Origin of the sequence: Altererythrobacter epoxidivorans (assembly GCF_001281485.1) — a bacterium.
Lineage (GTDB): Bacteria > Pseudomonadota > Alphaproteobacteria > Sphingomonadales > Sphingomonadaceae > Erythrobacter > Erythrobacter epoxidivorans.
Window position 1 is genome coordinate 1,604,820 of the sequence record NZ_CP012669.1, and the last position, 17,608, is coordinate 1,622,427.

General features: G+C 61.0%; 17 protein-coding genes. 13 read left to right on the top strand and 4 right to left on the bottom strand.

Annotated elements, in window-relative coordinates; genetic code table 11:
- Positions 1–55: 55 nt before the first annotated feature.
- Positions 56–2,221 carry a primosomal protein N' gene (locus tag AMC99_RS08070; RefSeq protein ID WP_061925193.1) on the top strand — a complete coding sequence of 722 codons (2,166 nt, stop codon included), beginning with the start codon at positions 56–58 and terminating at the stop codon, positions 2,219–2,221.
- A gap of 9 nt (positions 2,222–2,230) precedes the next feature.
- Here AMC99_RS08070 and AMC99_RS08075 read toward each other — a convergent pair whose 3' ends face one another.
- Positions 2,231–2,662: a winged helix-turn-helix transcriptional regulator gene (locus AMC99_RS08075; protein ID WP_061925195.1), complete on the bottom strand. Its 432-nt coding sequence runs from the start codon at positions 2,660–2,662 to the stop codon at positions 2,231–2,233.
- A gap of 41 nt (positions 2,663–2,703) precedes the next feature.
- Between AMC99_RS08075 and AMC99_RS08080 the strand changes: the two genes are divergently transcribed.
- From AMC99_RS08080 to AMC99_RS08090, 3 genes are read left to right on the top strand one after another with little or no spacing between them, the layout of a single operon-like run.
- Complete coding sequence (locus AMC99_RS08080; RefSeq protein ID WP_061927850.1) at positions 2,704–3,300, top strand: FMN-dependent NADH-azoreductase; 597 nt, start codon at positions 2,704–2,706, stop codon at positions 3,298–3,300.
- A gap of 34 nt (positions 3,301–3,334) precedes the next feature.
- Positions 3,335–4,897, top strand: coding sequence for a cryptochrome/photolyase family protein (locus AMC99_RS08085; RefSeq protein WP_061925199.1), 1,563 nt, complete (start codon positions 3,335–3,337; stop codon positions 4,895–4,897).
- Between the two features lie 27 nt (positions 4,898–4,924).
- Positions 4,925–5,557, top strand: a complete 633-nt coding sequence (locus AMC99_RS08090; RefSeq protein WP_061925203.1) for a glutathione S-transferase family protein — start codon at positions 4,925–4,927, stop codon at positions 5,555–5,557.
- Positions 5,558–5,747: 190 nt separating this feature from the next.
- Here the strand turns inward: AMC99_RS08090 and AMC99_RS08095 are convergent, their stop codons facing one another.
- A complete protein-coding gene (locus tag AMC99_RS08095; protein WP_061925207.1) occupies positions 5,748–6,656 on the bottom strand; it encodes a CPBP family intramembrane glutamic endopeptidase in 909 nt (302 codons plus the stop codon).
- A 115-nt stretch (positions 6,657–6,771) separates the two neighbouring features.
- Positions 6,772–7,809 (bottom strand): bifunctional transcriptional activator/DNA repair enzyme AdaA, encoded by a 1,038-nt coding sequence (locus tag AMC99_RS08100; RefSeq protein WP_061927853.1) that lies wholly within the window; start codon positions 7,807–7,809, stop codon positions 6,772–6,774.
- Between the two features lie 81 nt (positions 7,810–7,890).
- Here AMC99_RS08100 and AMC99_RS08105 point away from each other — a divergent pair, with 81 nt between their 5' ends.
- The gene (locus AMC99_RS08105; protein ID WP_061925211.1) at positions 7,891–9,435 is read left to right on the top strand and encodes a S1 family peptidase; all 1,545 of its coding nucleotides are present in this window, start codon (positions 7,891–7,893) and stop codon (positions 9,433–9,435) included.
- Between the two features lie 17 nt (positions 9,436–9,452).
- On the opposite strand, the gene AMC99_RS08110 is transcribed toward AMC99_RS08105, so the two are convergent.
- Positions 9,453–10,280, bottom strand: coding sequence for a TauD/TfdA dioxygenase family protein (locus AMC99_RS08110; protein ID WP_061925215.1), 828 nt, complete (start codon positions 10,278–10,280; stop codon positions 9,453–9,455).
- Positions 10,281–10,483: 203 nt separating this feature from the next.
- Here AMC99_RS08110 and AMC99_RS08115 point away from each other — a divergent pair, with 203 nt between their 5' ends.
- From AMC99_RS08115 to AMC99_RS08150, 8 genes are all read left to right on the top strand, one after another.
- Entirely contained in the window at positions 10,484–11,038 is a 555-nt protein-coding gene (locus tag AMC99_RS08115) for a F0F1 ATP synthase subunit delta (RefSeq protein WP_061925218.1), read from the top strand.
- A 3-nt stretch (positions 11,039–11,041) separates the two neighbouring features.
- Positions 11,042–12,571, top strand: a complete 1,530-nt coding sequence (gene atpA, locus AMC99_RS08120) for a F0F1 ATP synthase subunit alpha (protein WP_061927854.1) — start codon at positions 11,042–11,044, stop codon at positions 12,569–12,571.
- A 30-nt stretch (positions 12,572–12,601) separates the two neighbouring features.
- Positions 12,602–13,471 carry a F0F1 ATP synthase subunit gamma gene (locus tag AMC99_RS08125; RefSeq protein WP_061925222.1) on the top strand — a complete coding sequence of 290 codons (870 nt, stop codon included), beginning with the start codon at positions 12,602–12,604 and terminating at the stop codon, positions 13,469–13,471.
- Between the two features lie 23 nt (positions 13,472–13,494).
- Positions 13,495–14,952, top strand: a complete 1,458-nt coding sequence (gene atpD / locus AMC99_RS08130; RefSeq protein ID WP_061925225.1) for a F0F1 ATP synthase subunit beta — start codon at positions 13,495–13,497, stop codon at positions 14,950–14,952.
- Between the two features lie 5 nt (positions 14,953–14,957).
- Positions 14,958–15,215: an ATP synthase F1 subunit epsilon gene (locus AMC99_RS08135; protein WP_061925228.1), complete on the top strand. Its 258-nt coding sequence runs from the start codon at positions 14,958–14,960 to the stop codon at positions 15,213–15,215.
- A gap of 185 nt (positions 15,216–15,400) precedes the next feature.
- A complete protein-coding gene (locus AMC99_RS08140; RefSeq protein WP_198143501.1) occupies positions 15,401–16,834 on the top strand; it encodes an ArnT family glycosyltransferase in 1,434 nt (477 codons plus the stop codon).
- 69 nt (positions 16,835–16,903) lie between these two features.
- The gene (locus AMC99_RS08145; protein ID WP_061925234.1) at positions 16,904–17,254 is read left to right on the top strand and encodes a hypothetical protein; all 351 of its coding nucleotides are present in this window, start codon (positions 16,904–16,906) and stop codon (positions 17,252–17,254) included.
- Between the two features lie 3 nt (positions 17,255–17,257).
- Entirely contained in the window at positions 17,258–17,509 is a 252-nt protein-coding gene (locus AMC99_RS08150; protein WP_061925237.1) for a hypothetical protein, read from the top strand.
- Positions 17,510–17,608 lie beyond the last annotated feature (99 nt).

Here is a 17,608-nt window from a genome sequence, read left to right on the forward strand (position 1 = left end):
CATTTCTCCGTTACTTGCCGCTTCCACCTTGCAGCACCCATATGTGATACGGCTCATGAACCGCGTCCGTTGCCTCGTCTTCAATGCCGCGCTTGGCGCGCTGGACTACCGCGTGCCCGAAGGCATGTCGGTCGGCCCCGGCAGCGTCGTGCTCGCCCCTCTTGGCCCACGCCAGATCACCGGCATCGTGTGGGAGGAAGAACGCCTGCCCGCCAACGACGTTCCGGATGCAAAATTGCGCGCCTTGTTGGAGGTGCTCCCGGTCCCGCCCCTTTCAGCCCCTTTGCGGCGGCTGATCGAGTGGACTTCGGACTATTATTGCGCCCCGATGAGCGCTGTTGCCCGCATGGTCATATCGAGCGGCGGCGCGCTCAAGGGACCGGGCACGATGACCGAATACCGCCTCAGCGGCGGGATGCCCGAACGCATGACCCCGCAGCGAGAAGCGGCGATCGACGCACTGCAGGGCGAGCAAGCGACGATCCGCGAGCTTTCAGGAATAGCAGGCGTTTCGGAAGGGGTGCTGCGCGGACTTGTCGGGCAAGGTGTGCTGGAACCGGTATTGGTTTCGATCGACCGCCCTTTCCCCGCCACCGATCCGGATTTCGAAGTGCCCGAACTCTCGCCCGACCAGCATGAAGTTGCCGGACGGCTGGTTGAAGCGGTCAAGGCACGCGAGTTTGCTCCGTTCCTGCTCGACGGGGTGACCGGTTCGGGCAAGACCGAAACCTATTTCGAACCGATGGCAGAGGCGCTCCGCATGGGTCGGCAGGTCCTCGTCCTTTTGCCTGAAATCGCTCTGACGGAAAATTTCCTTTCCCGTTTCGAACAACGTTTCGGCGTGCCGCCGGTGCTTTGGCATTCCTCGCTAAAATCGACGGAGCGCAGGCGGGCCTGGCGCGCAATCAGCGAAGGCAATGCGCAAGTCGTGGTCGGCGCGCGGTCCGCCCTCTTCCTGCCTTACAGGAACCTCGGCCTGATCGTCGTCGACGAAGCGCACGAGGTCAGCTTCAAGCAGGATGACGGGGTTCGTTATAACGCCCGCGACGTATCGGTGATGCGTGCCCGTTTCGAGAAGATCCCCGTGGTGCTCGCCAGCGCGACCCCGGCGCTCGAAAGCCTGCAAATGGCCGAAAGCGGCATCTACGAAAAGCTCGACCTGCCCAGCCGTTTCGGCGGGGCGCAATTGCCGCATATCGATACGATCAACCTCACCGAAGAACCGCCCGAACGGCAGCGCTGGCTTTCGCCGAGGCTGGTCGCCGCGCTCGAGGACCGGCTGGCCAAGGGCGAGCAATCGCTGCTGTTCCTCAACCGCCGCGGCTTTGCCCCGCTGACGCTGTGCCGCAATTGCGGCTTTCGCTTCCAGTGCCCCAATTGCAGCGCCTGGCTGGTCGAACACCGCCTGTCGCGCCGCCTCGCCTGCCACCATTGCGGACATGAAACGATGCCGCCCGAAACCTGCCCCGAATGCGGAGAGCCGGATTGCCTCGTCGCCTGTGGCCCCGGGGTCGAAAGGATTGCGGACGAGGTGGCGGAAATCCTGCCCGAAGCGCGGGTATCGGTGGCGACTTCGGATACGCTCAATTCACCCGAGCGCGCCGCGCAATTCATCCACGAGGCGGAAAGTGGCGCCATCGATGTCATCGTCGGCACGCAGCTGGTGACCAAGGGCTTCCACTTTCCCGAGCTGACTCTGGTGGGCGTGATCGACGCCGATCTCGGCCTCGAGGGAGGCGATTTGCGCGCTGCCGAGCGCACTTACCAGCAGGTCGCGCAGGTGGCAGGACGCGCCGGTCGCGGGGCGAAGCCGGGCGAAGTCCTGATCCAGACGCGCCATCCCGAAGCAGCGGTTATCGCGGCATTGGCTGCCGGCGACCGCGATGCCTTCTACGAAGCCGAAACAGAAGCGCGCCGCCACGCCGGTGCCCCGCCCTTTGGCAGGTGGGCAGCGATCATCATATCTTCGGAAGACGATCAGGAAGCGCGGCAGGCGGCAAACCGGCTGGGCGACAGCCGCCCGCAGGAAGACGATTTGACCATCCTCGGTCCGGCCCCCGCTCCACTGGCCTTGTTGAGAGGGCGCTATCGCTATCGTTTCCTGGTCAATGCGCGGCGCAGCGTCGAATTGCAGAAGATCATCCTGCGGTGGCTTGGCACGCAGCAATTCGCGCCGGGCGTGCGCGTCGGCGTCGATATCGACCCCTACAGTTTCGTCTGACGGTTTCGCTCAGTCCTCGTCGCAATTGGCGTCGAAATCCCGGCGTGCAGCCTCGATCGCCAATATGTTGTCCATCGCCCAATATCCCAGCCGCGCGACCGGACCGGTGAGCGAAGATCCCAGCGGGGTGAGCGAATAATCGACCCGCGGCGGCACGGTGGGCGTAACCTCACGGTGGACCAGCCCGTCACGCTCCAGCCCGCGTAGCGTGCGCGTCAGCATGCGTTGAGAGATGCTCGCAATCTCGCGCCGCAACTCATTGAAACGGCGCGGCCCCTGGGCAAGGCTCATGACCACGCGCACAGACCATTTGTCGCCGATGCGCGACAGGACATCGTTCACCGCAGCACAACTCGGCTGGTCCGGGACCTCCATGGTTACATGGGTGTTCCTATCGGACAACAAAGTGCCTTCTTGCGGGGTCAGGGTATTAGTATCCATATGGCCTCCAGGTTATCGAAAGTAACTATGGAGCAATGAAAATGCAAATCCTTCGAGTCGACAGTTCAACCACCGGCGACCAGTCGATCAGCCGCCAGCTGACCCAGATGATCACCGATCACTTCGCAGCGAAAAACCCCGATGCGACAGTGGTGACGCGCGACCTGGTCGACGCCCCCCTGTCCCACATCGATCCCATCACGACCAAGGCGATCCGCACCCCGCCCGAAACGCACGAAGAGGCAGTGAGGGCAGCCTATCCGGCAGAGCGCTCCGTCCTCGACGAATTTCTCGCTTCCGACGTCGTGGTGATCGGTGCGCCGATGTACAATTTCTCCATCCCCAGCCAGCTCAAGGCGTGGCTCGACCGGCTCGGCGTTCCGGGCGTGACGTTCAAATATTCGGAAGCCGGTCCCGAAGGGCTCGCCGGTGGCCGCAAGGTCGTGATCGCCTCTGCCCGTGGCGGTACCTACGAAAACGGCACGATGGCTGAAAACCAGGAAAGCCTGCTCAAGACCTTCCTCGATTTCATCGGCGTGGACGATGTGACCTTCATCCGTGTCGAAAAGGCCGGCTTCGGCCCCGAAGCGATCGAGGCAGGATTTGCTGCCGCCAGGGAAGAGATCGCCAGGCTCTGAGGCACCTTTCGGATGGCCGGGCATTGTTGTGGCAATGTCCGGCCCCATCCTCGTTCCCATACTCGGCGACCAGCTGACCCGCGACCTTGCCTCGCTGCGGGGACGGATCAAGGACGACACCGTCATCCTGATGATGGAGGTCTGGGACGAGGCGACCTACGTCAAGCACCACAAGCAGAAGATCGCGCTGATCTTTTCCGCCATGCGGCACTTCGCAGCCGAGCTGTCCGATGCCGGCTGGACGGTCGATTACGTAAAGCTCACCGATAATGGCAATTCGGGCAGCTTCACCGGCGAGGTCGCCCGCGCCATCGAACGCCACGATCCGCGCGCCATCCATGTCGTCGAGGCTGGCGAATGGCGCGTGCAGCAGGCCATCGAGCAATGGCCGGACAAGTTCGCATGCGAAGTGGAAATCCTGCCCGACGACCGCTTCATCTGCGCGCTGTCCGAGTTTCGCGACTGGGCCGACGGCCGCGACCACCTGACGATGGAACATTTCTACCGCGAAATGCGGAAAAAGACCGGCCTTTTGATGACCGACACGGGCAAACCGGTCGGCGGGGACTGGAATTACGACAAGCAGAACCGCGAAAGCCCGGATGACGGGATGGACCCGCCCGCGCGGCCGACCTTCGATCCCGATGACATTACCCGTGAATGCATCGAGCTCGTCGAGGAGAAATTCGGCGACCACTTCGGCAGTCTCGACAAGTTCGGCTGGCCGGTGACGCGGGCACAGGCGGAAAAGGCGGCGGACGCTTTCTTCGCAGAGCGGATAGAGAAGTTCGGCCCCTATCAGGACGCCATGGTCCACGGGCAGGACGACCTGTATCACTCGATGCTTTCGACCAGCATCAACCTCGGCCTGCTCGATCCGCTGGACCTGTGCCGCCGCGCCGAGAAGGCTTACGATGACGGCAAGGCACCGCTCAATTCGGTCGAGGGTTTCATCCGCCAGATCATCGGCTGGCGCGAATATGTGCGCGGCTTCTACTGGTATTTCATGCCCGACCTCGAAAGCCGCAATGCGCTCAACGCCCAGCGCGGATTGCCGGAGTTCTACTGGACGGGCGAAACGGACATGCGCTGCCTTGCCGATTGCATCCGCTCTACCCGCGACAATGCCCACGCGCACCATATCCAGCGGCTGATGGTGCTCGGCAATTTTGCCCTTCTGGCCGGGATCAACCCGCGCGAGGTGCAGGACTGGTATCTTGTCGTCTATGCCGATGCCTATGAATGGGTCGAGCTACCCAATGTCAGCGCCATGATCCTCTATGCCGACGGGGGGAAGCTCGCGACTAAGCCCTATGCGGCCTCGGGCAATTACATCAACAAGATGTCGGATTACTGTAAGGAATGCCGTTATTCGGTGTCGAAGAAGACCGGCGAGGACGCCTGCCCGTTCAACCCGCTCTACTGGCACTTTATGGAGCGGCACCGCGACCGGCTGGAAAAGAACCACCGGATCGGCCGCATCTATGCGACCTGGGACCGGATGGGCGATGAAAAGAAGCAGGACTATCTGCACAGCGCCGAGAAATTCCTCGACAGCCTGACCCCGGCCAAGGCAGGCTGGGCGCGCAATTCATAAAACCAGATTGCCCGGGGAGAAAATTGAATGCTGACCGTCCACCACCTGCGCCTGTCGCAATCCGAACGCATCGTGTGGCTGTGCGAGGAAATGGGCATCGATTACGAGGTCAAGCTCTACAACCGACGCGAAGACAACCGGCTGGCTCCCGACGAATACAAGGCGCTGCACCCGATGGGCATCGCACCGGTCATCACCGACGGGGATTTCGTCCTCGGCGAAAGCGGTGCAATCATCGACTGGATCGTCGCGCAATATGGCGATCGCGGGCTGGTTCCGGACAAGAACCACCCCGACTTTGCCGACCACCTGTTCTTCTACCACTGGGCCAACGGCACCTTCATGACGAATGGCATGATGGCGCTGGTCGCCCAGTTTTGCGGTGCCGAACAGATGCCGCCCTTCGTCGCCGATCGCATGGCCAAAAGCTGGCAGATCGTCGAGAAACGGCTGGGAGAGGCGGAATATTTCGGCGGTAGCCAGCTGACGACCGCAGACATCATGATGGGTTTCCAGCTGACCACCAGCCGCGCGATGAGCGGGATGAGCATCGAGGGGATGCCCAACCTCCACGCCTACCTGAAGCGCATCGGCGAGCGCGACGCCTACCAGCGCGCCATGGCCAAGGCCGAACCGGGAATGCCGCCGAAGCTGGATTGATGGGGCGACGGGAGTCCGCAATCGGGTCGTTGGCTGAACTCGCCGCTTTCCTACACGGATCGAAAAAGCGACAATTTTGGCCGCTCTTTCACACCGTCAAGCACCACGCTCGCAACACCCCTGATTCCAGTGTCAGGTCTGTGTTCCATGTGTTCCATCCAATAGGATTTGCCGAGGTGGGTTTACCCCCTCAACCGGCAATCGCGGCCCGCTCTTTCGCCAGTCGCCGGCGGGTCCACCACGGACGGATCACCTGCCCGCGCTGCGCTGCCAGCCAGACGAGGTAAACGCCTGTCACCGTCGCTGCGATCAGCGCGATGATCGAGGCTTCCAGACCGAACGCCCCGCCAGAGAGCCATTCGGGTCCCGACACGCTCGATTCCACTAGGCCATCGACCGCATTGCCGGAAACCGGCACGTCCCAGATGTAACCCTGCACGACATTCCAGCCGAAGTGGATCCCGATCGCGAACCACAGGCTGCGGGTCAGCATATAGGCCCCGCCCAGCAGGATGCCCGCCTCTACCGCGATGGCAATGGAGGAAAACACGGTCGCGTTGTCGTTGCTGATGTGGGCATAGCCGAATAGCGCCGAGGAAATGGCGAGCGCGAACCAGCTGCCGCCGAATTGCTCCAGGAAGCGGAAGATCACGCCGCGGAACAGCACTTCTTCGATGAAGGCGGCCTGGAATCCGGCGGAGAAGAGGATCATCAGGAAAGAGGTGCTGCCGCCCCAACCCTGGATATCGTAAACGCCCAGGATCCAGGCGACCGCGACCATCAATGTCATGAGGATGGCGGCCAGCATCGTACCGCGACCGAGGTCGCCCAGCGCCCCCGCCTTCGGCAAATCGTCTTGTCGGTCGTCTCCGATCCGCGGCAGCACCAGCTTGTAGATCACGAATACGGCAATGATGGCGATCACCACGCTGATCGCTCGGCCCGTATCTTCGGCAAATGGCTCTGTGACGAACGGAACGACGAACCTGCCGACGAGACCGAGAGTGAAGACGATGGCGAAGATGCCGATGACCAGCGCCACCAGCGGAAAGTCGATGATCTTGCGCCAGAGCGGCTTGGTCGCGGTCGTATCGTTCATGTCGTGCTCCTCCGAAAACGAGGCATGAGCCAGCGAGGCCGGTGTGGCAAGCCGATGCTTCCAACGAGTACGGTTACATCAACAACTGGATGGTGCGCCCAAGCGAGCGAGGCCGTTACTTGCGCCCTTCTCTCTTGAGCAGCTCGCGCTTGATATCGAGACCATAGGCATAGCCGCCCAGCGTGCCGTCCGCTGCGATGACGCGGTGACACGGGATGAGTACGGCGATGTTGTTCGCCCCGTTTGCACCGCCGACCGCACGGCTCGCCTTGGGATTGCCGAGCATAGCGGCCTGTTCGCCATAGCTGCGCGTTTCGCCAGCCGGAATCTGGCGCAGCGCCTGCCAGCAGCGCTGCTGGAATGCCGTGCCCTTGACGTCGAGCGGGATGTGGGAGTTGTCGAGCGCCGGTTCCTCAACCGCTGCAATGACCTGATCCAGCAGTGCTGCGAAACCGTCGCTCCCGTGGACAAGCTCCGCCTTGGGGAAGCGCGCCCTAAGATCGTCTTCGCCCTCTCCGAAAGAAAGGCAGCAGACGCCGCGTTCGGTTGCCGCGACCATCATCGGGCCCAGCGAGGTTTCGACGACGGCCCAGTGTATCGTGCGACCCGCACCGCCGTTCTTCCACTCGCTCGCGCTCATCCCCAACTTGCCTTTCGTGTCGTCGTAGAAGCGCGAGGCGCTTTCGTATCCTGCATCGTAAATTGCACCTGTCACGCTCGAAGATGCGCCCAGCGCCTCGCGAGCGCGTTCTTCCCGCAGCGCACGCCCATAGGCAGCGGGTGAAAGCCCCGTTGCGCGCTTGAATATGCGCTGGAAATGCGCGGGGGAATAACCGGTGATCGTCGCCAGTTCATCCAGCGTCGGATTGCCTTCCGACCCCTTGATCTCCTCGATCGCGGCAAGAACGGCGGCCTCGTCGCGCCCGACATCGTCGGGCAGGCACCGCTTGCAAGCCCTCAGGCCGGCCTCGCGGGCTTCCTTGCCGGTTGCAAAAAAGCGGACATTGTCGCGGGACGGATGGCGGGCAGCGCAGCTGGGGCGGCAATAGATGCCGGTAGTCAGCACTCCGGTGACGAAGCGCCCGTCATACGAACGGTCGCGCCGCTTGACGGCGGCCCATGCTGTTGCAGGTGTGATAGTGTGTTCGTTCATGAGCCAGTGAATAGGATAGTGCGCAGTTCGCTTCATCCCGAAGCTTGCGATCAAAGTGAATGGCGGTCAAATACCGACGCAATGCATCGTTTCCTTACATTGATAGCGCTGGCGCTGGCCTTCGCCCTACCCGCCCCTGCAAAGGCCGACCCTGCCGATATCGACGCTGCGGCGCGAGGCGTGGTGCGCGTCGTGATCATCGGCTCAGACGGGCAGGAGGTCTTCCCGGTGAGCCACGGCAGCGGTTTTGCAGTGACCCCGACGAAGATCGTGACCAACGCCCATGTCGTGCGCGAGGCGCTGCTGGACGATACGCTACGCATCGGGATCGTCCCGAGCGAAGGGGACGAAGCCGCCTATGGCAAGGCGATTTCGGTCAGCCCGCGCAACGATCTTGCCATCATCGAGATCACCGACGGCAGTCTGCGCCTGCCTCCGCTGACCTTCGCCGGGACCCGCGCAGGCGACATGGGAGAGGTATCGGCTGTCGGCTATCCGATGAATGTCGACCGGGCGCAGGGTCTCGATATCGGCGATATCTTCCGGGCCCAGCCGCCTGTGAAGAGCCGCGGCTTCCTGTCGGGAGCGCGGCCCAGCCGCCAGTTCGACACGATCCTCCACACTGCCCCGATCGCTCGCGGCAATTCGGGTGGGCCGCTGCTCGACGCGTGTGGCCGCGTATTGGGCGTCAACAGTTTCGGCGCCGACTCCGACGGTTCGGATGCGGAGTTCTATTTCGCAGTTTCCGACAAGGAGATCCTGCCCTTCCTCGAGGCGAATGATATCGAGCCGCGGACGAACGCGCTCCCCTGCCGCAGCATCGACGACCTCGACGCAGCCGAACGCACCCGCCTCGAACAGCAACGTGCAGAAGCCCGCGACCGTTTGGAAGCTCGTGAAAGCGAATTGCGGGAGAAGCGCGACCGCGCCCGCTTCGAGGCGCAACTGGCGGTGATGGACGAGCGCGAGAACGCCATGGCTCTTGCGCTGATCCTGCTGATGGTTGCGGCAGCGGCAGGCTATGTCGGTATGCAGGCGCGAGAACAGGAAGGCGGCGAGCGCCGCGCCATGATCGCATTCGGCGTCGCCGGCGCGGCATTCCTGGGCGCGTTGCTGCTGTGGATTTCGCGACCGGGTCTCGACGAGATCGACCGGCGCGTCGCCGCTGCGACCGGGCAGACGGAAGGGCAGGAGAAAGACGAGCCGGCTTCCAATGCGAGCGACGGGACATTGCTCTGCACCCTGGTCCCGGAACGCAGCCGGGTGACCAGCGCGCGCACCGACGACCTGGAGTTCGAATGGGCAGCGGACGGCTGCGTCAACGAACGCACGCAATATGGCTATCTCAATGGAGATTGGAGCCGTGTGCTGGTGCCGAACGATGATGATGCCGTCTCGGTCAATCACTACGATCCTGACACGAGGACTTTCCGGACGGACCGTTATCTGCTGGGCAGGAACGACATGTCGAAGGCGCGCGAAGCGCGTGCCGAATATACTCCGCCGACATGCGGCGTAACCGATGCTGCCCGCGCGTTAGGCGAACAGCAATCGGGTGTCCTGTCCATGCTGCCGAGCCGCCCGAACGAGCGGCTAGTCTATACCTGCGGACCGAAACCCCAGTAAGGAACATGCATGCGGCGTCAGGCCGCCAGTGCTTCCCCGCTGAGCGTGATGCGGTGCATCTCGCGTCGATAGCCCTGGTAATCGTTCATCGCATTGTGCCAGGTGGTGCGGTTGTCCCAGATCGCCACGGTGCCGGGCTTCCATTGCAGTCGGCACTGGTTGTCGGCGGTGAGTGCCGCATCATAGAGCCGCTGCAACAGCGGAAGGCTTTCTTCCCGCGTCTTGCCCACAAAGTGGATGGTGAAGGCGCTGTTGACGTAAAGCAGCTTGCGGCCCGTATGAGGGTGCCGGATCACCACCGGATGGATTGCGCCGGTCTTGAGGTCCTGCCCCCTTAGCGACGATCCCATGTCGGTCTGCGCGTACAGACCATCGGCCTTATATACATGGTCGGCGGTATGAAACGCCTCCAGCCCCTCGATCTCTGCCTTCAGATCGTCGGGCAAGGCATCATAGGCCGCTCCCATGTGTGCCCATTCGGTGTCGCCACCGCTTGGCGGCAGGTCGCGAGCGACGAGGATCGAGCCCATGGCAGGGATCTGGTCATAGGAATGATCGGTATGCCAGGCGCCGCCGATATTGGTCGATTGGTCCGCTTCCTTCTTTACAACCGCAATTTCGGGATGCTGCTCGGTCAGAGGGAAATAATTGTTGATGTCGATCCCGCCCCAACGCTTCGCAAAGGCAATATGATCTTCGGGAGAGAATTCCTGGTCGCGGAAGACCGCCACCCCGTGCTCGTAGATCGCCTGCTTGATCGCCTGCATTTCTGAATCGCTACAGTGGGCCAGATCGACGCCCGAAATCTCGACCCCGCAATTCGGGGCCATTGCCTTCATTTCCATTCTCTCTCTCCCTGTCCGTTTTCGGACTGCAGGCCGGCTTTATACTCCATTCGTAGAATGACGCCAAGAATCCCTTCCAATCGGGTTGCCATCGCAAAGGGGTGATGCTAGGCGCGCGCCAACCTTGCCGGGGTGCCCTGTTTGCATCCCATACGGCTGGGTGATGCATCGTTATTCTCCGGATCCAAGAGGACCTTAAGCGCGTGGATATTTCCGCCGGTATTCAGGCTAGCCTGGCAGGGCGCTACGCAGTGGCGCTGTTCGAACTCGCTGCTGAGCATGGCACCGTGACCGCAGTCGAATCGGACCTCGAAACGCTCGAGGCCGCTCTTCGCGAATCGGCCGACCTTCGTCAGGTCACGACCAACCCCGAATTGAGCCGCAAGGCGCAGGGCGCCGCCATCGAAGGCGTTGCGTCCGTCCTTGGCCTGTCGCAGCTGACGCAGAAGTTTCTCGCCGTCCTCGCGCAGAACCGTCGCCTCAGCGCGCTGCCGGACATGATCCGCGCTTTCCAGACCATCGCCGCTGCCCAGCGCGGCGAAGTCACTGCAGAAGTCACCAGCGCCCACGCGCTCAGCGACGAACAGCTTGCCACCCTGAAGGACAAGCTGACCGCGCGCGAAGGCCGCACCGTAAAGCTCAAGCCGAGCGTCGACCCGGATCTCCTGGGCGGCCTCGTCGTAACCATTGGATCGCAGCGCATCGACGGCTCGATCCGCACCCGTTTGAATTCCCTCGCGAACGCGATGAAAGGCTAAATGATGGAAATCCGCGCCGCAGAAATCTCCAAGGTCATCAAGGACCAGATCGCCAATTTCGGCACCGAAGCCGAAGTCAGCGAAGTGGGCTCCGTTCTCTCGGTGGGTGACGGCATTGCCCGCATCCACGGCCTCGACAAGGTCCAGGCCGGCGAGATGGTCGAATTTGCCAATGGCATCCAGGGCATGGCCCTGAACCTCGAAGCCGATAACGTCGGCGTCGTGATCTTCGGCTCGGACGCCGAGATCAAGGAAGGCGACAGCGTCAAGCGTACCGGCACCATCGTGGACGTTCCGGTCGGCAAGGGCCTGCTCGGCCGCGTGGTCGACGCACTGGGCAACCCGATCGACGGCAAGGGCCCGATCACCGACGTGACGCGCGAGCGCGTTGAAGCAAAGGCTCCCGGCATCATCCCGCGTAAGTCGGTCGATGAGCCCGTGCAGTCCGGCCTCAAGGCCATCGACGCCCTCGTCCCTGTTGGCCGTGGCCAGCGCGAACTGATCATCGGCGACCGCCAGACCGGCAAGTCGGCCGTGGCGATCGACACCTTCATCAACCAGAAGGAAGCGAACGCCGGCACCGACGAAAGCAAGAAGCTTTACTGCATCTACGTCGCCGTGGGTCAGAAGCGCTCGACCGTTGCCCAGATCGTCAAGAGCCTCGAAGAAAACGGCGCGATGGAATACTCCATCGTCGTTGCAGCTACCGCGTCGGAGCCTGCTCCGCTGCAGTACCTTGCTCCTTACACCGGCGCTGCGATGGGCGAATTCTTCCGCGACAACGGCATGCACGCCGTGATCGTTTACGACGACCTTTCCAAGCAGGCCGTTGCTTACCGCCAGATGTCGCTCCTGCTGCGTCGTCCTCCGGGCCGCGAAGCATACCCGGGTGACGTTTTCTACCTGCACAGCCGTCTGCTGGAACGCGCGGCAAAGATGAACGACGCCAACGGCGGCGGTTCGCTTACCGCTCTTCCGATCATCGAAACGCAGGCTGGCGACGTTTCGGCCTACATTCCGACCAACGTGATCTCGATCACCGACGGCCAGATCTTCCTCGAAACCGACCTCTTCTACCAGGGTATCCGTCCGGCCATTAACGTCGGTCTTTCGGTTAGCCGTGTGGGCGGTGCCGCCCAGACCAAGGCAATGAAGAAGGTTGCAGGCTCGATCAAGCTCGAGCTGGCGCAGTACCGCGAAATGGCGGCATTTGCCCAGTTCGGTTCGGACCTCGATCCTTCCACGCAGAAGCTGCTCAACCGCGGCGCGCGCCTGACCGAGCTGCTGAAGCAGCCGCAGTTCTCGCCGATGCCGGTGGAAGAGCAGGTTGTCTCGATCTTCGCAGGCACCAACGGTTACATCGACAGCGTTCCCGTTGATCGCGTGACCGAATACGAATCCGCCATGCTGAGCTTCATGCGCAACGAGCATGCCGATGTGCTGAAGACCATTCGCGACACCGGCAAGTTCGAAGATGACACCAAGGCAGCCGTCGTTGCTGCTCTGGACACCTTCGCCAAGCAGTTCGCCTGAACCGGAACCAGAGAACGATAGGGAGCCGAAATGGCTAGCCTCAAAGAACTCAAGGACCGGATCAAGTCGGTCAAGTCGACGCAGAAGATCACCAAGGCGAAGCAGATGGTCGCCGCGGCGAAGCTGCGCAAGGCACAGGCAGCAGCCGAAGCTGCGCGCCCCTATGCCGAGCGTCTCGCTGGCGTGATGGGATCGCTCGCCAGCAAGGTGAACGGCGACAGCGCTCCGCTTTTGCTGCGCGGCACCGGTAGCAACCAGCGCCACCTGCTGGTGGTGGTGAACACCGACAAGGGCCTTTGCGGCGGTCTGAATTCGAACATCGTCAAGGAAGCCAAGCTCCAGGCGAAGAAGCTGATTGCCGAAGGCAAGGACGTGTCCTTCTACCTTATCGGCAAGAAGGGTCGTGCACCGATCAAGCGTGACTACGCGAACAAGATCGATCACCAGTACGACACCAGCGAAATGCGCAATCCCGACTTCGCCGAAGCCGAGAAGATTGCCGATGAACTGGTTGGCAAGTTCGAAGCTGGCGAGTTCGACGTCGCCCATCTCGTCTATCCGATTTTCCAGTCGGCACTGGCTCAGGAACCGACTTCGGTTCAGATCCTGCCCGTTCCCACGCCGGAAACCGACAATGCTTCGGAAGCCGCCGTGGAATACGAGCCGGATGAGGAAGAAATCCTCGCCGATCTGTTGCCGCGCTACATCAAGACGCAGCTTTTCGGTGCACTGCTGGAGCGTGAAGCTTCCGAGCAGGGTGCCTCGATGACCGCCATGGACAATGCCACGCGCAATGCCGGCGATCTGATCGACAAGCTGACCATTCAGTACAACCGCAGCCGCCAGGCCGCGATTACGACCGAACTCATCGAAATCATTGCTGGCGCAGAAGCGCTGTAAGATAGAAGGCTAAGGAAACGAACATGGCCACCGCCCCCGCTCTCAACCAGACCACCAACGGGACTATCGCCCAGGTCATCGGCGCAGTCGTCGACGTGACCTTCGAAGGCGAACTGCCCGCCATTCTCTCCGCTCTGGAGACCAAGAACGGCGAACAGACGCTCGTCCTCGAAGTCGCTCAGCACCTCGGCGAGAACACCGTGCGCACCATCGCCATGGACGGTACCGACGGTCTGACCCGCGGCCAGGAAGTCATCGCAACCGGCGCACAGATCTCCGTGCCCGTTGGTCCCAAGACGCTCGGCCGTATCATGAACGTCGTGGGCGAGCCGATCGACGAACGCGGCCCCATCGGCGCCGAAATGACCGCTCCGATCCACGCGGAAGCTCCTGAGTTCATCGACCAGTCGACCGAAGCCGACATTCTCGTGACCGGCATCAAGGTCATCGACCTTCTCGCTCCTTACGCAAAGGGCGGCAAGATCGGCCTGTTCGGCGGCGCCGGCGTGGGCAAGACCGTGCTGATCCAGGAACTGATCAACAACATCGCGAAGGGCCACGGTGGTGTGTCCGTTTTCGCCGGTGTTGGTGAGCGTACCCGCGAAGGTAACGACCTCTACCATGAATTCCTCGACGCAGGCGTTATCGCCAAGGATGCCGACGGCAATGCCATCAGCGAAGGATCGAAGGTTGCCCTCGTCTTCGGCCAGATGAACGAACCTCCGGGCGCACGTGCTCGCGTGGCTCTCTCGGGCCTGACCATGGCGGAATATTTCCGTGACCAGGAAGGCCAGGACGTCCTGTTCTTCGTCGACAACATCTTCCGCTTCACGCAGGCGGGTTCGGAAGTGTCTGCTCTGCTCGGCCGTATTCCTTCGGCCGTGGGCTACCAGCCGACCCTGTCGACCGACATGGGTAACCTGCAGGAACGCATTACCTCGACTACCAAGGGTTCGATTACCTCGGTGCAGGCCATCTACGTTCCCGCCGACGACCTTACCGACCCGGCACCGGCAACCTCGTTCGCCCACTTGGACGCAACGACCACGCTGAACCGTGCGATTTCGGAGCTGGGCATCTACCCGGCAGTGGACCCGCTCGACTCGACCAGCCGCGTTCTCGAACCGCGCGTCGTGGGCCAGGAGCACTATGAAACCGCTCGCCGCGTCCAGGAAATCCTGCAGAAGTACAAGAGCCTGCAGGACATCATCGCCATTCTCGGCATGGACGAACTTAGCGAAGAAGATAAGCTGACCGTGGCTCGCGCCCGCAAGATCCAGCGCTTCCTCTCGCAGCCGTTCCACGTGGCCGAAGTGTTCACCAACATCCCGGGCAAGTTCGTCCAGCTGGAAGACACCGTCCGCTCGTTCAAGGCGGTTGTGGACGGCGAATACGACCACCTGCCGGAAAGCGCCTTCTACATGGTCGGCGGCATCGACGAAGCGGTCGAGAAGGCCAAGAAGCTGGCTGAGGAAGCCTAAGAGACATGGCGCTTCACTTCGAACTGGTCACGCCGAGCAAGCTCGTCCGCTCCGAAGAGGTCCACATGGTGGTCGTCCCCGGTAGCGAAGGTGAATTCGGCGTGCTGGAAGGCCATGCGCCTTTCATGTCGACGATCCGCGATGGCGCCGTGCAGGTCTACAAGACCGAAGGCGGCGAACCGGAAACCATCGAAGTGCGCGGCGGCTTTGCCGAAGTCGGCGACAAGGGTCTGACGGTGCTCGCGGAGCATGTCGAAGGCTGATTGGTTCCGGCCATCGAGTTTTCATAAGGGCGGTCCACTTGGGCCGCCCTTTTTCGTTGCCGCAAGAAATAGTGCAAACCGATCTGGGATCGATAGAATTCCTCGCTAATCGGAGGCATCACTTGGGCATGATTTCTAGGGAACCGGCCAGAACTACGCGTAGTCGACAGCCCGCCAAGACTGAGTTGGCAGTACTCGTCATCCTAGCCCTAGTCGTTCTTGTCGTACGCGGCGCATGGTTTGGCGATCCCAATGCCGACATCGACGAACAGCTCTATTCCCTGATCGGTCTCGAAATGACCCGCGGCGCAATCCCCTTTGTCGATCTTTGGGATCGCAAGCCTATTGGCCTCTTCGCAATCTTTGCCCTAGCGCATGCCATCGGCGGGCCGGGGCCCTTAAGCTACCAGGTGCTTGCATCCTTATTTGTGCTAGCGGGCGCATGGATGACGTATCGTCTGTCTTTACGTCTAGTGGATCGTTTAACCGGACTTGGCGCGGGCGTTCTCTATGTCTTTCTAGTTTCGATCTACGGTGGGCACTCTGCCAATGCGGAGGTATTCTTCGTACCGATGATGCTGTGGATGGCTACTCTGGTGGTCGAGATCAGCCATCCCCAATCAGTGCGCCGAGCATGTATTGGAATGCTGATCGGGGGACTTGCGCTGCAGGTGAAGTACACAGTCCTGCCGCAGTGCGTGTTCTTTGGAATTTGGGCGCTTTGGGGTCAGTATCGCGCGGGTACGAGCTTGCCAAAATTAGTGCGGCTAGCAGCGGTATTTGGTTTTCTTGGCATTCTTCCCACGGGGCTGGTTGCGGTAGGATTTGCATTAATCGGCCATTTTGACGAATTCTTTTTCGCGAACTTCGTGTCCTTCTTCGATCGGATCCCTTCTAAAGCTGGTCGGTTCAGACACGACCATTTGCTATTACTTCTCCCGATCTTCGGCCTTCTGTCCGCCGCAGTGTATGCAGCATTCCGCTTGTCTCCACCAACTGACCGCAGGACCTATTATTTTTTTGTCCTTTGGCTGGTGGCGACAATTGCGACCGTTATGCTGCCGTCTACAATTTATCTTTATTACTTCGCCGCGCTCGCTCCTGCAGTTGTACTATGCTCGCTCCCGATCCTTGACGGGCGCGGTGCGGGCAAGGTTTTCCCATTGATGCTGGCTCTTGCAAGTTTTGGATATTTCCTGTCCCTGCCTGATCGCTACGAGAAGGCACGGCAGCATATCGAAAGTATGGATCGACTTGCCTCAGCTATTTCACCAAGGGTGAACGGAAGCTCAAATTGCCTCTATATTTTCGACGGGCCGACCGCTCTTTATCAGATGAGCGGATCCTGCCTGCCGACACGCTTTATTTACCCGGATCATCTCAACAATGCTTTTGAGAGATTTTCGCTTGGGATACCCCAAATCGGCGAGGTCGCCCGGATAATAGCCGCAAGACCTCCGGTCATCGTAACTGCCGACGAGACGTTTACCGTTCAGAATGAAGCGACAAGGTCACTGGTCTGGTCGACCGTAAAGCGTGACTACGAAGAAATCGCGCGCGAGAAATTGCACGGTCGTACCATTCGGGTTTGGGCTCGCCGCGATAGGAATATAGATTAGTCGCTTGTCGACCTGCATCATCGACCGACAAATGAGGTCGTAACAAATTTACACATTGGGAGCCTGCATTTGAAACTCGTTTCCCTGCTGGCCATCGTCGCCGCGACGACTCTCTGCATGACAAGCCATGCATCGGCATCCGACGGTGTTTCAGCGCCTCCTACAAAGCGCAGCATCTACGAAAGCATCGAACTCGGTTTCAAACTCTGTTCGAAGCAGATCATCGGACAAGGCCATCTTGCGCCGGAACACGCGGCGATGCTCAAGGACATGGGCGTTTCACTCCTCGAGGAAGTACCTGCCGATGTCGCTCAGAATACGGGCCCGCTGTTCCTGAAAGATCCTATCTATGCGCAGATCAATACCGATGCCGCAGGCGTGTTTATCGTAACATCCAGGGGCCACATCGCCTGCCGCTGAGTCGTGACCGACACGGCCGATGCGTTGAAGCCCCGCATTCAGTTCGTCGATGCACTTCGCCGTACGAGCACCTGGACCTACGACCAGCGGCGCTCCGGTACTTTTGCAGGCCAGATTCGTGAAGAGCTGACAGCTGCTGACGGCAGGCTCGTTGCGATCATGAACGGTCCCAACTTCATCGCCAACGATGGCAAGGGTGTGCAGGCATTCCTTACTGTAGCGGCCATCCCTCCCAGTGCTCCGTCAGGTCATTAGAGCCTAAAAACGCTTCACTTTCCCGGGTCCGGTCGCCACATTCGACCTAGCTGAATCCCCGATGGAGAGGACATTTGAATCTTGTTTCGAAAATCGCGC

Bases quoted from the DNA above. Each gene is read 5' to 3' on its own strand.
- AMC99_RS08135 (WP_061925228.1), top strand. From the start codon at position 14,958: ATGGCGCTTCACTTCGAACTGGTCACGCCGAGCAAGCTCGTCCGCTCC.
- AMC99_RS08095 (WP_061925207.1), bottom strand. From the start codon at position 6,656: ATGAACGATACGACCGCGACCAAGCCGCTCTGGCGCAAGATCATCGAC.
- AMC99_RS08085 (WP_061925199.1), top strand. From the start codon at position 3,335: ATGTCCGGCCCCATCCTCGTTCCCATACTCGGCGACCAGCTGACCCGC.
- AMC99_RS08105 (WP_061925211.1), top strand. From the start codon at position 7,891: ATGCATCGTTTCCTTACATTGATAGCGCTGGCGCTGGCCTTCGCCCTA.
- AMC99_RS08075 (WP_061925195.1), bottom strand. From the start codon at position 2,662: ATGGATACTAATACCCTGACCCCGCAAGAAGGCACTTTGTTGTCCGAT.
- atpA (WP_061927854.1), top strand. From the start codon at position 11,042: ATGGAAATCCGCGCCGCAGAAATCTCCAAGGTCATCAAGGACCAGATC.
- AMC99_RS08125 (WP_061925222.1), top strand. From the start codon at position 12,602: ATGGCTAGCCTCAAAGAACTCAAGGACCGGATCAAGTCGGTCAAGTCG.
- AMC99_RS08080 (WP_061927850.1), top strand. From the start codon at position 2,704: ATGCAAATCCTTCGAGTCGACAGTTCAACCACCGGCGACCAGTCGATC.
- AMC99_RS08100 (WP_061927853.1), bottom strand. From the start codon at position 7,809: ATGAACGAACACACTATCACACCTGCAACAGCATGGGCCGCCGTCAAG.
- atpD (WP_061925225.1), top strand. From the start codon at position 13,495: ATGGCCACCGCCCCCGCTCTCAACCAGACCACCAACGGGACTATCGCC.
- AMC99_RS08070 (WP_061925193.1), top strand. From the start codon at position 56: ATGAACCGCGTCCGTTGCCTCGTCTTCAATGCCGCGCTTGGCGCGCTG.
- AMC99_RS08090 (WP_061925203.1), top strand. From the start codon at position 4,925: ATGCTGACCGTCCACCACCTGCGCCTGTCGCAATCCGAACGCATCGTG.
- AMC99_RS08110 (WP_061925215.1), bottom strand. From the start codon at position 10,280: ATGGAAATGAAGGCAATGGCCCCGAATTGCGGGGTCGAGATTTCGGGC.